The organism is Streptomyces sp. NBC_00252 (genome assembly GCF_036187565.1).
GTDB lineage: Bacteria > Actinomycetota > Actinomycetes > Streptomycetales > Streptomycetaceae > Streptomyces.
Genome location: NZ_CP108087.1, coordinates 3988526 through 4005057 on the forward strand (window position 1 = coordinate 3988526; position 16532 = coordinate 4005057).

The window sequence follows — 16532 nt, forward strand, 5'->3', positions numbered from 1 at the left end:
GGGGCCTTCGTCATGACTGCCGGTCCACGTCGTCCCGGTCGGGCTACTTCGTTCTCAACGCCTTCGCCATCTCGGTCAGTTGGTCGAAGGACCCGGTGCCCGCGACGACCGTCGTCGAGCCCTTGGCCGTGAGCACGAGGGCGTCGTAGCGGCCGCCGGTGTAGCGGGTCCAGGTGTGGCCGTCGATGTTCTGGGTGGTCTTCGTCGCGGTGCCGCCCTGGCTGGCGGTGTCGACGAAATCGGCCGGCTTCTGAGTCGACTGCTCTATCTGCACGTACTGACCGCCAGGGGCACTGAACCCGAGGTGCCAGGCGTCGAACGCGGCGCCGTCGTAGCTGACCGAGGTCGCCTTCCAGCTCTTGGCCAGGCCTTCCGGGGCCGCCACCGGGTACGGCGCCGCGCGGCGTGCCGTGAGCAGCTCCACGCGGTAGTCGACCCGCTTGACGTCCGGAGCGTGGTCGCTGTGCGGGATGAAGATGTAGACGATCGCCGCCGCGATCCCGATCAGGCCCAGGGAGAGGATCATGTCCCGGACCGTCTTCTGCTTGCCGTTCGAACCTGCCACGTCCCTATCGTCGCAGGTGCCCTGGTCCGCTCATCCGTGGGGCCCCCTGCTCATTTTGTCTGCCTGGCGATAGAGTCGTGGCCATACCCTCATCCGGCCGTCGTCGTATCAGAAAGGTGCGCTCCGATGACCGAGCATCATCATCTGCCGTCCGAACTCGAAGTCCCCTCCGAGGCCCCCGACCGCAACCTCGCCCTGGAGCTCGTCCGGGTGACCGAAGCCGCCGCGATGGCCGCGGGCCGCTGGGTCGGGCGCGGTGACAAGAACGGCGCCGACGGTGCCGCCGTGCGTGCCATGCGGACCCTCGTCTCCACCGTCTCGATGAACGGCGTCGTCGTCATCGGGGAGGGCGAGAAGGACGAGGCGCCGATGCTCTTCAACGGCGAGCGCGTCGGTGACGGGACCGGGCCGGAGTGCGACATCGCCGTCGACCCGATCGACGGAACCACGCTCAACGCGAAGGGCATGCCGAACGCGATCGCGGTGCTGGCCGCCGCGGACCGGGGGTCGATGTTCGACCCGTCCGCCGTGTTCTACATGGACAAGCTCGTCGCCGGGCCCGAGGCGGCCGAGTTCGTCGACATCGAGGCGCCGATCTCGGTGAACGTGCGACGGGTCGCCAAGGCGAAGCGGGTCACCCCGGAGGACGTCACCGTCGTCGTGCTGGACCGGCCTCGGCACGACGGCATCATCAAGGAGATCCGGGAGACCGGTGCGCGGATCAAGCTGATCTCCGACGGGGATGTCGCGGGGTCGATCCTGGCGCTGCGGGAAAATACCGGCGTGGATCTGCTGCTCGGTATCGGTGGCACCCCTGAAGGCATCATCTCCGCGTGTGCCGTGAAGTGTCTCGGGGGCGTGATCCAGGGCAAGTTGTGGCCCAAGGACGACGCGGAGCGGCAGCGGGCGCTGGACGCGGGGCACGACCTCGACCGGGTGCTCACCACCGATGACCTGGTGTCGGGGGAGAACGTGTTCTTCGTCGCCACCGGGATCACGGACGGGGAGTTGCTGCGGGGCGTTCGCTATCGGGCGGAGACCGCGACCACCGACTCGATCGTGATGCGGTCGAAGTCCGGGACGGTCAGGCGGATCGATTCGGAGCACCGGCTGAGCAAGTTGCGGGCGTACAGCGCGATCGACTTCGATCGGGCCAAGTAACGCGCCCAGGAGTGGCGGGCTGCGGATCATGGGCGGCTCGCGGTGCGCTGTGGCTGGTCGCGCAGTTCCCCGCGCCCCTTTCGGGGTTGTCCTGCTCGGTGACCAGAAGGTGGCCCCTCGGTGGGATGCCCTGCCCGGCAACTGAAGAGGCGCCCCCGGTGCGGTGGGGGCGCCTCTTCTTCGTTGGTCAGCCTGCCGCTGCTATGCGGGCCGCCGCTCGGGATTTCTGGAGTTCCAGGTCGCGGCGGCGGCGCCTGGCCAGGACCACGCGGCGTTCGGCGGCGGTGAGGCCGCCCCAGACGCCGTAGGGCTCGGGTTGCAGGAGGGCGTGCTCTCGGCACTCGACCATGACCGGACAGCGGGCGCAGACGCGTTTGGCGGCGTCCTCACGGGAGAGACGGGCGGCGGTGGGTTCCTTGGAAGGTGCGAAGAACAGGCCGGCCTCGTCGCGCCGGCACACCGCTTCGGTGTGCCAGGGAGCGTCTTGGTCCCTGTCTCGCGCAGGCACCCGCTGGGCCGGAACAGCAGCTACCTGCAGGGACGAATGCGGCGGTTGCAGCACGGTCTACTCCTGACGACGGCTTCGCGAGCGAGAGACGATGCAGCAAGGCCTACCCGCTGTGCGCGCGCCTATGCACTGAGTTCCGAACCGCTGGATTTCGGGCGCTTCCGTGCGCCGTCAGGGCCCGACGGGCGTGGACCGATCGGCTCCGCATGTGTCCCGATTCACAACCGTCAACGGTCCAGGTGCTTGCGCAAACTCTTGTCGACCTTGCGCTGAACCCGATCGAGGATGTCCGCAACGAGCTTGCCCCGCTTCGGTTTTGCCTCGATGTTTCCGAGGACGGCCCAGCCGTCGACGTAGACCACGGGCGCGTCCGGCTCCAGTGAGTCCAGCGTGTCCACCTCGAAGTTGCCGAGGACGCCGCCGCCGGTGCCGCGCAGCGACACGTTCTCCGGGACGCGGATCTCGACGTTGCCGAAGACCGAGATCGCCTTGATGACGACCTGCTGGTACTCGAAGATCGCCTCGCTGAGGTCGATCTCCACATTGCCGAACACGGCGTACGCGTGCATTCTGCGGCCCGCGCGCCAGCGGCCCTTGCGCATCGCGGAGCTGAACACCGCCACCACGTTCTCATCGGCCTCGGCCGGGATCGCGCCCTCCGTCGGGCGGTTCGGGGCCGGGCTGTACGACGGGGGCTGCCGCCGGTGGCCGTGCGCGGCCGGGAGGTCCTGGATGAAGACCTCCAGCTCGCCGACCGTCTTGGCGCTCAGCACCCCCTCGACCCGCTCGGCGTGCTCGTCCGCGTCCAGCCGGCCCTCGGCCAGGGCCTCGCGGAGGATGTCGGCGATGCGGTCGCGGTCGGCGTCCGACGCGCGCAGTGCCGGGGCGGCGGGGGCGGGCTGCTGGGCGGCGGACTGCGGGGCCGCGGGCTGCTTCTGAAGGTCCACGGCAGCAGCGTACCGAAACGCGATAGATCGCGACTAGGGGTGTGGACAACGTTGGCGCGCCGCGGCCCCGGAGAGCGGCCCCGGACAACTGAGCCCTACCTCACAAGCTCGCTGTCAGCGGCAGGTTCTACGCTGGTGAGCGCCCGCCAGTGTCGGCGGGCGGCCGTCTGTCGAGTGAGGAATGGGCTGCGATGCCTGAGTTCGCGTACACCGATCTGCTCCCCATGGGAGAGGACACCACCCCGTACCGGCTGGTGACCTCCGAGGGTGTCTCCACCTTCGAGGCCGACGGGCGGACGTTCCTCAAGGTCGAGCCGGAGGCGCTGCGGAAGCTGGCCGCCGAGGCCATCCACGACATCCAGCACTATCTGCGCCCGGCCCACCTCGCGCAGCTGCGCCGGATCATCGACGACCCCGAGGCGTCGAACAACGACAAGTTCGTGGCGCTCGACCTCCTGAAGAACGCGAACATCGCGGCGGCCGGCGTGCTCCCCATGTGCCAGGACACCGGCACGGCGATCGTCATGGGCAAGCGCGGACAGAACGTCCTCACGGAGGGCGGCGACGAGGAGGCCCTGTCCCGCGGCATCTACGACGCCTACCTGAACCTCAATCTGCGGTACTCGCAGATGGCGCCCCTCACCATGTGGGACGAGAAGAACACCGGGTCGAACCTGCCGGCCCAGATCGAGCTGTACGCGACCGACGGCGGCGCCTACAAGTTCCTGTTCATGGCGAAGGGCGGCGGCTCGGCCAACAAGTCGTTCCTCTACCAGGAGACCAAGGCGGTCCTCAACGAGGGCTCCATGATGAAGTTCCTCGAGGAGAAGATCCGTTCGCTCGGTACGGCCGCCTGCCCGCCGTACCACCTCGCGATCGTGGTCGGCGGCACGAGCGCCGAGTACGCGCTGAAGACCGCGAAGTACGCCTCCGCGCACTACCTGGACGAGATCCCGGCCGAGGGCTCCGAGCTGGGGCACGGCTTCCGGGACAAGGAGCTGGAGCAGAAGGTCTTCGAGCTGACGCAGAAGATCGGGATCGGCGCGCAGTTCGGCGGCAAGTACTTCTGCCACGACGTGCGTGTGGTGCGGCTGCCCCGGCACGGCGCGTCCTGCCCGGTCGCCATCGCCGTGTCCTGCTCGGCCGACCGGCAGGCCGTCGCGAAGATCACCGCCGAGGGTGTGTTCCTGGAGCAGCTGGAGACGGACCCGGCGCGGTTCCTGCCGGAGACGACCGACGAGCACCTGGACTCCGGTGAGGAGGACGTCGTGCGGATCGATCTCAACCAGCCGATGGACGACATCCTCGCCGAGCTCACCAAGTACCCCGTCAAGACCCGGCTCTCGCTCTCCGGGCCACTGGTCGTGGCGCGGGACATCGCGCACGCCAAGATCAAGGAGCGGCTGGACGCGGGCGAGGAGATGCCGCAGTACCTGAAGGACCACCCCGTGTACTACGCGGGGCCCGCGAAGACCCCTGAGGGTTACGCGTCCGGGTCCTTCGGGCCTACGACCGCCGGGCGCATGGACTCGTACGTCGAGCAGTTCCAGGCGGCGGGGGGGTCCAAGGTGATGCTGGCGAAGGGGAACCGTAGCAAGCAGGTCACCGACGCGTGTGACGCGCACGGTGGGTTCTACCTCGGGTCCATCGGTGGGCCTGCTGCGCGGCTCGCCCAGGACTGCATCAAGAAGGTCGAGGTCGTCGAGTACGAGGAGCTCGGGATGGAGGCGGTCTGGAAGATCGAGGTCGAGGACTTCCCGGCGTTCGTCGTCGTCGACGACAAGGGCAACGACTTCTTCCAGAACCCGGCGCCGGAGCCCACGTTCACGCATATTCCGGTGCGGGGGCCGGGGCTGGCGTAGGCCCCCTGAACCCAGTTGGGGGTGTCCCGGGACAGGTCACAAAACCGCCCCCGTCCCAGTTCGTCCCAGGGACATCCGGGACGGCATTTTCGGGTGCTTTGCCGGAAACGCTCCGGGTCGACTGGATCACATCCCGTGATCCACGGTCGACTCGGAGGAACCCCCCATGTTCGGACGCCTTCTGCGCAACGGGCTCGTGGCCGCGGTCGCGGCTGTCGCCGTCTTCCCCGTGACAGCCGTAGCCGCCACCGCCGCCCCGGCCTCGCACCACGTCACCCACCACCACGCGGCGCGGCACGTGGTGGGACAGGTCACCACCCGGCACTACAAGCGGCTGAACGTCCGTTCCGGCCCGGGCACCGGCTACCGCGTGGTCGGTTCCCGGCCGGTCGGGCGGACGCTGCCGATCGTCTGCAAGACGTACGGGTCGGACGTCTTCGGCAACCACCGCTGGTACAAGCTCCCGCACCACGAGGGCTACGTCTCCGCCCACTACGTCCACAACCGCAGCGCCGTCCGCTGGTGCTGACCCCCGCCTGACCCACGGCGCCCCCGGCGGAACGGTCCCGTACGTCCCGTCGGGGGACGCCAGGTCAACACCCCTTCATATTCCGGCGATCCGGGTGTGGCCCGGCACCGCCCCCGGGAACGGATCACGGCGGTCACCCCGGTACGGCGAGGGAGCAGGATGGAAAGCCACGTGACGGTCGAGCGGCAGCCGCTGCCCGGCCCGTACGACGACGCAGGGCGGCTCCTGACGGAACGGCTCCGTCTCCTCAGGCGGCGGACCGGGCTGAGCCTGGCCGCGCTGGCCTCCATGACCCCGTTCAGCAAGTCGACGTGGCACCGCTATCTCAACGGCGACCACCTCCCGCCCCGGTCCGCGGTCGAGGCCCTCGCCCGGCTCGCGCACACCGACCCCGGCGCGCTGCTCTCCCTGTGGGACGCGGCGACCCGGGAGCAGGTCAGCCGGCCCACACCTCCCCCGCCGCAGCCGCCTGCTCCTGTTCCCGTGCCGGCCGTACGGTCCCGTCGGCTCCGGCCCCCGGTCCGCGCCCTCGTCGCCCTCGCCGCGATGGCCACCACGGTCGCGGTCACCGCCGGTGCCGCCGACGTCCTCGACCACGACACCGGGGCGGAGCCGCGCACGGTGGCCTCCTGCCGGGGCGGCGGCTGCCAGGGGGCGCTGCCGTCCTCGGAGACCTGCGCCCGGGACGCCCGTACGGAGCGGTCCGCGGCCCGGGCCGCCCAGGTCGTGCTGCTGCGGTACTCGCCGTCCTGCGCGACCGTGTGGTCCGAGGTGCGCACCCGGGTCGCCGGGGCGCGGGAGATCTCCATCAGGGCGGGCCAGGACGAGCTGTCCGCCGAGTATCCCGGTCACCGTTCGGACGGCTACAGCAGCCCGATGCTGGCCGCCGCCGACCCGCGAGGTGCCCAGGCGTGCGCCGAGGTGGGCGGCAGGCCGGTGTGCACGGGGCCCGCCGGCTGAGCGCTCGGCCGGGACACTCCGTTGACGCCCGCCGCGCCGGGAACACGGGACGTGTCCGCGATGCTGTCCCCCACAGGAGGTGATCGGCGATGGCCGACGGTCAGACAGTGGGTCCGTTCCGTATCGAGCACGATTCGATGGGGGAGGTGCGGGTCCCGGTCGACGCGAAGTGGCGGGCGCAGACCCAGCGGGCGGTGGAGAACTTCCCGATCTCGGGGCAGCGCATCGAGCGCGCCCACATCGAGGCGCTGGCCCGGATCAAGGGTGCCGCCGCGAAGGTGAACGCCGAACTGGGCGTGCTCGACAAGGACATCGCGGAGGCGATCCAGGAAGCCGCACGTGAGGTGGCCGGCGGGAAGTGGGACGAGCACTTCCCGATCGACGTGTTCCAGACGGGGTCCGGCACCTCGTCCAACATGAACACCAACGAGGTGATCGCGACCCTCGCGACCGAGCGGCTGGGGCGCGATGTGCACCCCAACGACCACGTCAACGCCTCGCAGTCGTCCAACGACGTCTTCCCGTCCTCGATCCACATCGCGGCCACCGGTGCCGTCATCCACGACCTCATCCCCGCCCTTGAGCACCTCGCGGGCGCGCTGTCGCGCAAGTCCGTCGAGTTCGCCGATGTCGTGAAGTCCGGGCGCACCCACCTGATGGATGCCACGCCGGTCACGCTGGGCCAGGAGTTCGGCGGGTACGCGGCCCAGGTCCGGTACGGCGTCGAGCGGTTGGAGGCCTCGCTGCCCCGGCTCGCCGAACTGCCCCTGGGCGGTACCGCGGTGGGCACCGGGATCAACACCCCGCCCGGGTTCTCCGCCGCCGTGATCGCCGAGGTCGCGCTGGTCACCGGGCTGCCGCTGACCGAGGCGCGGGACCACTTCGAGGCGCAGGGCGCGCGGGACGGGATCGTCGAGACCAGCGGGCAGCTGCGGACCATCGCCGTGGGGCTGACGAAGATCTCGAACGATCTGCGGTGGATGGCGTCCGGGCCGCGCACCGGCCTGTCGGAGATCTCGCTGCCCGATCTGCAGCCGGGGTCCTCGATCATGCCCGGCAAGGTCAACCCGGTCATTCCGGAGGCCGTGCTGATGGTCGCCGCGCAGGTCGTCGGCAATGACGCGACCGTCGCCACGGCCGGGGCCGCGGGCAACTTCGAGCTGAACGTCATGCTGCCGGTGATCGCCAAGAACGTCCTGGAGTCGATCCGGTTGCTGGCCAATGTGTCCCGGCTGCTCGCCGACCGGACCGTGGAGGGGATCGTCGCGCACCGGGAGCGGGCGCGGGAGTACGCCGAGTCGTCGCCGTCCGTGGTGACCCCGCTCAACAAGTACATCGGGTACGAGGAGGCCGCCAAGGTCGCCAAGAAGGCGCTCGCGGAGCGGAAGACGATCCGTGAGGTCGTGCTCGAGAACGGCTATGTGGAGCGCGGCGACCTGACCGAGGCGCAGCTCGACGCGGCCCTCGATGTCCTGCGGATGACGCGTCCGTAACCAATGGGCGCCCTGGCGTGAACCGTGACGCGCACCGCAGCGTCGTATGCCCGGGGCACCTAATATCTGTTCATGGCAGACGGTGGAGCGGTGCGAGCGGTGGAAGCGGGTACGTCTACGGCCTTCTGGGCGCCCGGGGATCAGATCCTGTGGCGCTACCGGGAGAACGCCGGGCCGCGCTTCCACATCGCCCGCCCCGTCACCGTGGTCCGTGACGACGAGGAGCTGCTCGCCGTCTGGATGGCGCCCGGCACCGAGTGTGTGCGGCCGGTGCTCGCGGACGGCACGTCGGTGCACGGGGAGCCGCTGGAGACCCGGTACACGAAGCCGCGCACGGTCCGGCGCGACCACTGGTTCGGCACGGGTGTGCTGAAGCTGGCGCGGCCCGGTGAGCCCTGGTCGGTGTGGCTCTTCTGGGAGCCCGGATGGCGGTTCAAGAACTGGTACGTGAACCTTGAGGAACCGCAGCTCCGTTGGGACGGCGGGGTCGACTCGGTGGACCACTTCCTGGACATCTCCGTGCACCCGGACCGCAGTTGGCGCTGGCTGGACGAGGACGAGTTCGCGCAGGCGCAGCGGGACGGTCTGATGGATCCCCAACTGGCCGAGCGGGTAAGGGAAGCGGGCTGGTCGGCGGTGGAGGTGATCCGTGCGTGGGGGTCGCCGTTCGCGGACGGCTGGCAGCACTGGCGCCCGGATCCGTCCTGGGCTGTACCTTCACTTCCGGAGGACTGGGACCGCACCCCCGCGCACTTGTCCACATGAGACCCTTGATGCGCCCCCGGTCGACAACCGTAGGATCGTCCTCCGCAAGGACACAGCGACAACTCCCCGGGTAGGCACCGGGACTGACCAGACGTCACCGAGGGGCGGCAGGACGTGAGCGAGGGGTATCAGGACACCACCGGTTCGGGCCGCCGGTCCGCCGGTGGCACAGGAACAGCCTCTGACCACGCGGGAATTCCGTTCCTGGGGCACGTATTCCGGGTATCGGCATTTCGGCGGGACGATCCGTACGCGCGGCGTGCGGACCCGGACGGACGGATTCGACACGCGTGACGGAGCACCCCACCTCGTTCGAGCGCCCCGGCGGCGCCGACCCCGCAGACCCCCGCGGGGCGCTCCTGCACACCTCGACGCCGTCCAGGCCGTCCGGTGGAGCCGGCTTACCGGCACAGGCACGCACCGGTGAGCCGCCCTCGGCACCGGGTACGAGCACGTCCCGCGCCAAGCGGAAGGACCCGGCAGGTACCCCTGTGAAGCCCGAGCCCGATACCGCCGCAGCCGGTTCCGAGCACTCCCAGCCCTCGGCGGCCGAACCCGACGCCCATCGCCCCCGCCCCTCGCCGGACGGCATTCCGGCCCAGCCGGGCGGCGGGGGGCTCGCCGACGCCTCCGGCAAGGAGCGCCGTACGGGACAGGGGCTGCCGCCCGGTGGTCCCATGCCGATGCGGCGGGACGGGGACCGGCTGCGCTTCGTGGGCGCCGCGACCCGGCGGATCGCCCGCGGCATCGACCTCGACGAGATCGTCATGGGGCTGTGCCGGGCGACCGTGCCGACGTTCTCGGACGCGATCCTGGTCTATCTCCGCGACCCGCTCCCGGTGGGCGACGAGCGGCCGACGGGTCCCGTAGTGCTGCGCCTGCGCCGTACCGACCGCATCCCGGAGGAGCGGGACACGGAGAACGGCTTCATGCCCGCGATCCAGCCGGAACAGCCCTCCGAACTGTCCGCGGTCACCGCCGAGTTGTGCGAGGTACGGCCCGGCGGCGCGCTGAACGAGGTGCTGCGGGGCGTCCGTCCGGTGTTCGCCGACTCCCCCGCCGCCCGCGCCGCACTGCCCGAACTGCTCGGCGAGGGCGGCGAGTTGATCGTCCCGGCCGGTCAGCGCGCGATCCTCGCGCCGCTGCGCGGCCGGCGCCGGGTGATCGGCGCCGCGCTCTTCCTGCGCCGCCCCGAGCGCATGGCGTTCGAGGCCGACGACCTGCTGGTCGCCGCCCAACTCGCCACGCACAGCGCCCTGGGCATCGACAAGGCGGTCCTCTACGGCCGTGAGGCGTACATCGCCGACGAGCTGCAGCGCACCATGCTCCCGGAGACCCTGCCCCGCCCCACCGGTGTCCGGCTGGCGTCCCGGTACCTGCCCGCCGCCGAGACGGCACGCGTCGGCGGCGACTGGTACGACGCGATCCCGCTGCCCGGCAGCCGGGTCGCCCTGGTCGTCGGCGATGTCATGGGCCACTCCATGACCTCGGCCGCGATCATGGGCCAACTCCGCACCACCGCCCAGACGTTGGCCGGTCTCGACCTGCCCCCGCAGGAGGTCCTGCACCACCTCGACGAACAGGCCCAGCGGCTGGGCACCGACCGCATGGCGACCTGCCTCTACGCGGTCTACGACCCGGTCTCGCACCGCATCACCATCGCCAACGCGGGCCACCCGCCGCCCGTGCTGCTGCACCTGGGCGGCCGGGCCGAGGTGCTGCGGGTGCCGCCCGGCGCCCCGATCGGCGTGGGCGGGGTCGACTTCGAGGCCGTGGAGCTGGACGCCCCGGCGGGCGCGACGCTGCTGCTGTACACGGATGGGCTGGTCGAGTCGCGGCTGCGGGACGTGTGGACCGGAATAGAACAGCTGCGCGAAAAGCTCGCCGCGGTCGCGCAGCTCACCGGACCCGATCACCCGCCGCCCCTGGAAGCCCTGTGCGACGAGGTGCTCGACATGCTCGGCCCGGGCGACCGGGACGACGACATCGCGCTGCTCGCCGCCCGCTTCGACGGGATCGCGCCCAGTGACGTGGCGTACTGGTTCCTCGACCCGGAGGACTCGGCCCCCGGCCAGGCCCGCCGGCTGGCCCGGCGCGCGCTGGCCCGCTGGGGCATGGAGGACATGAGCGACTCCGTGGAGCTGCTGGTCAGCGAGGTCGTGACCAACGCCGTGCGGTACGCCTCGCGGCCGGTCACGCTCCGACTGCTGCGGACCGACGTGCTGCGCTGCGAGGTCGGCGACGACGTGCCCCAGCTGCCCCGGCTGCGCCAGGCGCGGGCCACGGACGAGGGCGGACGCGGGCTGTATCTGGTCAACAGACTGGCCCGTCGGTGGGGAGCCACGCGGCTGAGCACGGGGAAGGTGGTCTGGTTCGAACTGAACCGGAATTAGAACTCGTCCAAAAGTTGCCGACATTCCGGCGTCGGAGTTGACTGCTGGGGTACGCGAAGCGAAAGCGACCTACTTTCTTCGAACAGGAGGACGCTCGTGACGCAGTCCCCCCAGCACACTCCGTACACCACGAACAACGTCGGCATCCCGGTGGAGAGCGACGAACACTCGCTCACCGTCGGACCCGACGGCCCGATCCTGCTCCAGGACCACTACCTCATCGAGAAGATGGCCCAGTTCAACCGGGAACGGGTCCCCGAGCGGGTGGTGCACGCCAAGGGCTCCGGTGCGTACGGCTTCTTCGAAGTGACCAACGACGTCAGCCAGTTCACCCGGGCGGACCTCTTCCAGCCGGGCAAACGCACCGAGATGCTGGCGCGGTTCTCCACTGTCGCCGGTGAGCAGGGCTCGCCCGACACCTGGCGCGACCCCCGCGGCTTCGCGCTGAAGTTCTACACAGAGCACGGCAATTACGACATGGTGGGCAACAACACCCCGGTCTTCTTCGTCCGTGACACGATCAAGTTCCAGGACTTCATCCGCTCGCAGAAGCGCCACCCGGTGACCGGGCTGCGCAGCAACGACATGCAGTGGGACTTCTGGACCCTCTCCCCCGAGTCGGCGCACCAGGTGACCTGGCTGATGGGCGACCGGGGCATCCCGAAGACGTACCGCCACATGAACGGCTACAGCTCCCACACCTACATGTGGATCAACGGCGCAGGTGAGCGGTTCTGGGTGAAGTACCACTTCAAGACCGACCAGGGCATCGAGTACCTCACGCAGGCCGAGGCCGACGAGCTGGCCGGTTCCGACGGCGACAAGCACCGCCGTGACCTGTTCGAGTCGATCGAGGCCGGGAACGCGCCGAGCTGGTCCCTGAAGGTCCAGATCATGCCGTTCGAGGACGCGGCGGACTACCGGTTCAATCCGTTCGACCTGACGAAGGTCTGGCCGCACGGGGACTACCCGCTGATCGACGTCGGCCGGATGACCCTCAACAAGAACCCCGAGGACTACTTCGTCCACATCGAGCAGGCCGCCTTCGAGCCCTCGAACCTGGTGCCGGGCATCGGCCCCTCGCCGGACAAGATGCTGCTGGGCCGGCTGTTCTCGTACCCGGACACCCACCGGTACCGGATCGGCCCCAACTACGCCCAGCTGCCGCCCAACCGGCCGCACTCCCCGGTCAACTCGTACGCCAAGGACGGCCCGATGCGCTACGAACCGTCGCGCACCGCCCGCCCGTACGCCCCGAACTCCTACGGCGGCCCCGCCGCCGACTACGAGCAGTTCGGCGACCCGGCGAGCTGGCAGACCGCGGGTGAACTGGTCCGCGAGGCGACGAAGCGGCACGCCGAGGACGACGACTGGGGCCAGGCGGGCACGATGGTCCGCGAGGTCCTGGACGACGCGGCCCGTGACCGTCTCGTGGAGAACGTCAGCGGCCACCTGAAGGCCGACGTCTCCCGCTCGGTCCTCGACCGCGCCCTGCAGTACTGGCACAACATCGACAAGGAAGTCGGCGACCGGATCGCCGCGAACTTCGCCTAACGACAGGCGAGTTCACCCAGCGGTACGAGAGTGGGCGCCCGGCGGCATGCCGGGCGCCCACTCTCGTCGTACGGGACGACCCCTACTGGCCGAGCCCGCCGAACGGTTCGTCCGTGCCGTCGCCCTCACCCGGTGTCGTCGGCGCGCTGGTCGTCGGCGTCGGGGTGGGTGTCGGGGTCGGCGTCGGGGTGGGAGTCGGGGTGGGGGACTCCGTCGTCGGGGTCGGGGACGGCGACTTGGTGGTCGGCGTCTCGGACGGGGTCGCCGACGGGGTCGGGGTCGGCGTCGGGGTGTAGGTCGGCTCGACGGCCGCGCCCTGGTCGGTGTCCAGGTCGAACTTGCCGTTCGCCTTGGTCACTCCGAACATGTACGTCGCCCAGATCTGCGCCGGGTAGCCACCACCGTTGATACGGCCGCCGCCCGCGCTGATCAGGCCGGTCGCCCCGGTCAGCGGCACCTGGGCGTGGGACTTGGCGTCCTCACCGAACAGGCCCACCGAGGTGACCAGGTCGGGCGTGTAACCGGTGAACCAGGCCGACTTGTTGTTGTCGGACGTACCGGTCTTGCCCGCGACCTGCTGCCCGTCACGCTTGCTGTTGTCGGCCACCGACACCTTCGCCGTACCGTCGTCGACCACACCGGTCAGCACCGAGGACACCGTGTCGGCCGCCCCTCGCGGGATGACCTGGGCGCCGATCGGGTTCGACATGGTGACCGTGCGCGTGTTGTGCGCGACCGACTTGATGATCGCCGGGGTGACCTTCTTGCCGTGGTTGTCGAAGGTGGCGTAGACCCCGGCCATCTCCATCGGGCTCGCGCCCATGGTGCCGAGGGTCTGCGCCGGTACGGCCTTCAGGTCGCCGGTGTCCATGCCCAGCTCGCCCGCGGTCTTCATGACCTTGTCCATGCCGACGTCGACACCGAGCTGCGCGAAGACCGAGTTGATCGACTTGTTCATCGCCGTCTGGACGGTGACCTTGCCGTAGCTCTGGTCGTCCTCGTTCTCCGGCGCGAACCCGATGTCGCTGCCCACGACGGGGCGCTTGCTGGTGCCGTCGTAGAGGGTGTCGGTCGTGATCTGCTTGCCGGACTGCGTCTTGGCCTCGTCGGCCAGGGCCGCGGCCAGGATCACCGGCTTGAAGGTGGAGGCGGGCTGGTAGTCGCTGCGGGTCGCGTTGTTCGTGAAGTGCTTGAGGTAGTCCGATCCGCCGTACATCGCCACGACCGCGCCCGTCTTCGGGTTCACGGAGACCGCGCCGGGCTGGACGTTGCCGTCGACCTTGCGCTTCTTGGCGTCGAGCTTGCTGGTCAGCTGGGACTTGACCGACTTCTCCAGCTGGGCCTGCTTCTTCTTGTCGATGTTGAGCGTGATCGTCCAGCCGCCCGCGTCGACCAGCGCCTCGGCCTCCTTGGTGTCGGAGGCCTGCCCCGAGGAGATCAGCTGCTTCTCCAGGGCCGCGTTGGCGGCGGTCACCATGTAGCCGGTCTGGCCCGCCATGCCGGCCTCGGGCTTGGGCGCCTTCGGGACCGGGAACTTCATGGCCTGGCGCTGGGTGGAGCTCAGCCAGTCCTGCCCGACCATGTTGTCCAGGACGTAGTTCCAGCGCGCCTGCACCAGCTTCTTGCCGGTGTCGCTCGCGATCGCCCAGTCGTACTGGTTCGGCGCCTGGAGCAGCGCGGCGAGATAGGCGCCCTGCTGGACGGTGAGGTCCTTGGCGTCGACCCGGTAGTAGGCCTGGGCGGCGGCCTGGATGCCGTAGGCGCCGCGGCCGTAGTAGCTGGTGTTGATGTACCCGGCGAGGATGTAGTCCTTGGACTTCTCGCGGTCCAGCTTCAGCGAGATGACCATTTCCTTCAGCTTGCGCGTGACGGTCTGGTCCTGCGTCAGGTAGTAGTTCTTGACGTACTGCTGGGTGATCGTCGAGCCGCCCTGCGCGCCCTTGCCGGACAGCGTGTTGAGCAGGCCGCGGGCGGTGCCCTTGAGGTCGACGCCTGCGTCGCTGTAGAACGTCTTGTTCTCGGCGGCGACGAAGGTCTCCTGGACGGCCTTGGGGACCTGCGAGAGGTCGACGTTCTCGCGGTTCACATCGCCCTTGCGGGTCAGGATCGAGCCGTCGCTGTACTTGTAGACGTTGCTCTGCAGCTTCGCGTCGGCGTTGCCCGCGGGGATGCTGATCATCATGTAGAGCACGATGAACGCGCCGATGCCGAGCAGGCAGGCGCCGAGGAACGCGCCGAGAATCTTCTTCCAGGTGAAGAGCCTGCGTATGAGGCTCCTGCCGTCCTTGCCGCCCTTGGCGCCCTCGGCGGCCGCCCCCGACGAGCGGCGGGTCTTGGGCGCAGCGCGGTGGCCACCGCGTTGGCGCGCTCGTCTCTCTTCCGCTCGTCCCATGAGTCCGTTCCGCTCCGCTTCGCTCTCTTGTGATCCGTTGTCACACAGGTTCGCCCGTCAAGTCAGCTCAGAAAGCTAACACCAGGAGTTGTGACAAAGGGCTGTCGATCCGGTCCATTACGGACGTGACAATCAGCACCCGTCCTTATGGAACCGACGTACGAGAGGGGTTGAGGGTTGCCGCACCCGGGTAAAGTGATATCACTTTGATTCAACCGAGCTACGGGGGAACACCATGACCACCGACGTGACCGCGGACGTCCCGGAGATGCCCGCACCACGTGTGCGCGAGTTCGCCGCGCACAGCATCGGCGGCGCGCTCGCGCTCGTCCTCGGCCTCACCGGACTGCTCGTCGCCGCCGGGCTGCTGACCGGCGCCGGCGCGGTCGACGAGGCCGGCGCCAAGGCAGCGCTGATCATCGGCGGCATCTTCGTCCTGATCGCCGCGTTCATCGCGATGCGCGGGCTGAACACGGTGGCGCCGGGCGAGGCGCGGGTCGTGCAGCTCTTCGGGCGGTACCGGGGGACGATCCGGCAGGACGGGCTGCGCTGGGTGAACCCGTTCACCTCGCGCACCAAGATCTCGACCCGGGTCCGCAACCACGAGACCCCGGCCCTCAAGGTCAACGACGCCTACGGCAACCCGATCGAGCTGGCCGCGGTCGTCGTGTGGAAGGTCCGCGACACCGCGCAGGCCACATTCGAGGTCGACGACTACACCGAGTTCGTCGCCACCCAGACCGAGACGGCCGTCCGCCACATCGCGATCGAGTATCCCTACGACGCCCACGACGAGGGCGGGCTCTCGCTGCGCGGGAACGCCGAGGAGATCACCGAGAAGCTGGCCGTCGAGCTGAGCGCGCGGGTCGAGGCGGCCGGGGTGCAGATCATCGAGTCCCGCTTCACGCACCTCGCCTACGCGCCCGAGATCGCGTCGGCGATGCTTCAGCGGCAGCAGGCGGGAGCGGTCGTCGCGGCGCGGCGGCAGATCGTGGACGGGGCGGTGGGCATGGTCGAGGCGGCGCTGACCCGGATCACCGAGCAGGACATCGTGGAGCTGGACAACGAACGCAAGGCGGCGATGGTGTCCAACCTGCTGGTGGTGCTCTGCGGGGACCGGGCGCCGCAGCCGGTGCTGAACACGGGCACCCTGTACCAGTGACGGTTCCCTCCGGGGGTTCGGCCCCCCAGCGTCAGCCGCAGCAGCGCAAGCAGGTGCTGCTGCGGCTGGACCCTTCGGTGTACGAGGCGATCGCGCGGTGGGCCGGCGACGAACTGCGGTCCGCGAACGCGCAGATCGAGTTCCTGCTGCGGCGGGCGCTGGCGGAGGCGGGGCGGCTTCCCGGCGAGGCGGGACCGCTGCCGCGTCGTGGCCGGCCTCCCGCGCCGCCTCAATGACAGAA

At 69.8% G+C, this 16532-nt stretch carries 14 protein-coding genes; 10 read left to right on the top strand and 4 right to left on the bottom strand.

Annotated elements, in window-relative coordinates; translation table 11 throughout:
* Nucleotides 1-43 precede the first annotated feature (43 nt).
* A complete protein-coding gene (locus OHT77_RS17150) occupies nt 44-565 on the bottom strand; it encodes a DUF4245 domain-containing protein (RefSeq protein ID WP_328829343.1) in 522 nt (173 codons plus the stop codon).
* A 126-nt stretch (nt 566-691) separates the two neighbouring features.
* Between OHT77_RS17150 and glpX the strand changes: the two genes are divergently transcribed.
* Entirely contained in the window at nt 692-1726 is a 1035-nt protein-coding gene (glpX, locus tag OHT77_RS17155) for a class II fructose-bisphosphatase (protein WP_328829344.1), read from the top strand.
* Between the two features lie 187 nt (nt 1727-1913).
* Here glpX and OHT77_RS17160 read toward each other — a convergent pair whose 3' ends face one another.
* The gene (locus OHT77_RS17160; protein WP_266772065.1) at nt 1914-2288 is read right to left on the bottom strand and encodes a WhiB family transcriptional regulator; all 375 of its coding nucleotides are present in this window, start codon (nt 2286-2288) and stop codon (nt 1914-1916) included.
* A gap of 173 nt (nt 2289-2461) precedes the next feature.
* Nucleotides 2462-3181, bottom strand: coding sequence for a DUF1707 SHOCT-like domain-containing protein (locus OHT77_RS17165; protein ID WP_328829345.1), 720 nt, complete (start codon nt 3179-3181; stop codon nt 2462-2464).
* A 191-nt stretch (nt 3182-3372) separates the two neighbouring features.
* Here OHT77_RS17165 and OHT77_RS17170 point away from each other — a divergent pair, with 191 nt between their 5' ends.
* The 7 genes from OHT77_RS17170 (at nt 3373) to OHT77_RS17200 (ending at nt 12737) form a co-directional block, all read left to right on the top strand.
* The gene (locus OHT77_RS17170) at nt 3373-5043 is read left to right on the top strand and encodes a fumarate hydratase (RefSeq protein ID WP_328829346.1); all 1671 of its coding nucleotides are present in this window, start codon (nt 3373-3375) and stop codon (nt 5041-5043) included.
* Between the two features lie 166 nt (nt 5044-5209).
* Complete coding sequence (locus tag OHT77_RS17175) at nt 5210-5572, top strand: SH3 domain-containing protein (RefSeq protein WP_328829347.1); 363 nt, start codon at nt 5210-5212, stop codon at nt 5570-5572.
* Nucleotides 5573-5731: 159 nt separating this feature from the next.
* Nucleotides 5732-6532, top strand: a complete 801-nt coding sequence (locus tag OHT77_RS17180) for a DUF2690 domain-containing protein (RefSeq protein ID WP_328829348.1) — start codon at nt 5732-5734, stop codon at nt 6530-6532.
* Between the two features lie 89 nt (nt 6533-6621).
* Entirely contained in the window at nt 6622-8025 is a 1404-nt protein-coding gene (locus OHT77_RS17185) for a class II fumarate hydratase (RefSeq protein ID WP_328829349.1), read from the top strand.
* Nucleotides 8026-8097: 72 nt separating this feature from the next.
* Entirely contained in the window at nt 8098-8790 is a 693-nt protein-coding gene (gene fomD / locus OHT77_RS17190; protein ID WP_328829350.1) for a cytidylyl-2-hydroxypropylphosphonate hydrolase, read from the top strand.
* Between the two features lie 290 nt (nt 8791-9080).
* Nucleotides 9081-11183 (top strand): SpoIIE family protein phosphatase, encoded by a 2103-nt coding sequence (locus OHT77_RS17195; protein ID WP_328829351.1) that lies wholly within the window; start codon nt 9081-9083, stop codon nt 11181-11183.
* 96 nt (nt 11184-11279) lie between these two features.
* Entirely contained in the window at nt 11280-12737 is a 1458-nt protein-coding gene (locus OHT77_RS17200) for a catalase (protein WP_328829352.1), read from the top strand.
* An 82-nt stretch (nt 12738-12819) separates the two neighbouring features.
* On the opposite strand, the gene OHT77_RS17205 is transcribed toward OHT77_RS17200, so the two are convergent.
* A complete protein-coding gene (locus tag OHT77_RS17205; protein ID WP_328829353.1) occupies nt 12820-15129 on the bottom strand; it encodes a transglycosylase domain-containing protein in 2310 nt (769 codons plus the stop codon).
* Nucleotides 15130-15364: 235 nt separating this feature from the next.
* On the opposite strand from OHT77_RS17205, the gene OHT77_RS17210 reads away from it, so the two are divergent.
* Together OHT77_RS17210 and OHT77_RS17215 are read left to right on the top strand one after the other, a co-directional pair.
* Complete coding sequence (locus OHT77_RS17210) at nt 15365-16291, top strand: SPFH domain-containing protein (protein WP_328829354.1); 927 nt, start codon at nt 15365-15367, stop codon at nt 16289-16291.
* Entirely contained in the window at nt 16288-16527 is a 240-nt protein-coding gene (locus tag OHT77_RS17215; RefSeq protein WP_328829355.1) for a hypothetical protein, read from the top strand. The genes OHT77_RS17210 and OHT77_RS17215 overlap by 4 nt, the downstream gene beginning before the upstream one ends.
* Nucleotides 16528-16532: the final 5 nt, after the last annotated feature.

Bases quoted from the DNA above. Each gene is read 5' to 3' on its own strand.
- OHT77_RS17210 (WP_328829354.1), top strand. From the start codon at position 15,365: ATGACCACCGACGTGACCGCGGACGTCCCGGAGATGCCCGCACCACGT.
- OHT77_RS17175 (WP_328829347.1), top strand. From the start codon at position 5,210: ATGTTCGGACGCCTTCTGCGCAACGGGCTCGTGGCCGCGGTCGCGGCT.
- OHT77_RS17180 (WP_328829348.1), top strand. From the start codon at position 5,732: ATGGAAAGCCACGTGACGGTCGAGCGGCAGCCGCTGCCCGGCCCGTAC.
- OHT77_RS17185 (WP_328829349.1), top strand. From the start codon at position 6,622: ATGGCCGACGGTCAGACAGTGGGTCCGTTCCGTATCGAGCACGATTCG.
- fomD (WP_328829350.1), top strand. From the start codon at position 8,098: ATGGCAGACGGTGGAGCGGTGCGAGCGGTGGAAGCGGGTACGTCTACG.
- glpX (WP_328829344.1), top strand. From the start codon at position 692: ATGACCGAGCATCATCATCTGCCGTCCGAACTCGAAGTCCCCTCCGAG.
- OHT77_RS17205 (WP_328829353.1), bottom strand. From the start codon at position 15,129: ATGGGACGAGCGGAAGAGAGACGAGCGCGCCAACGCGGTGGCCACCGC.
- OHT77_RS17170 (WP_328829346.1), top strand. From the start codon at position 3,373: ATGCCTGAGTTCGCGTACACCGATCTGCTCCCCATGGGAGAGGACACC.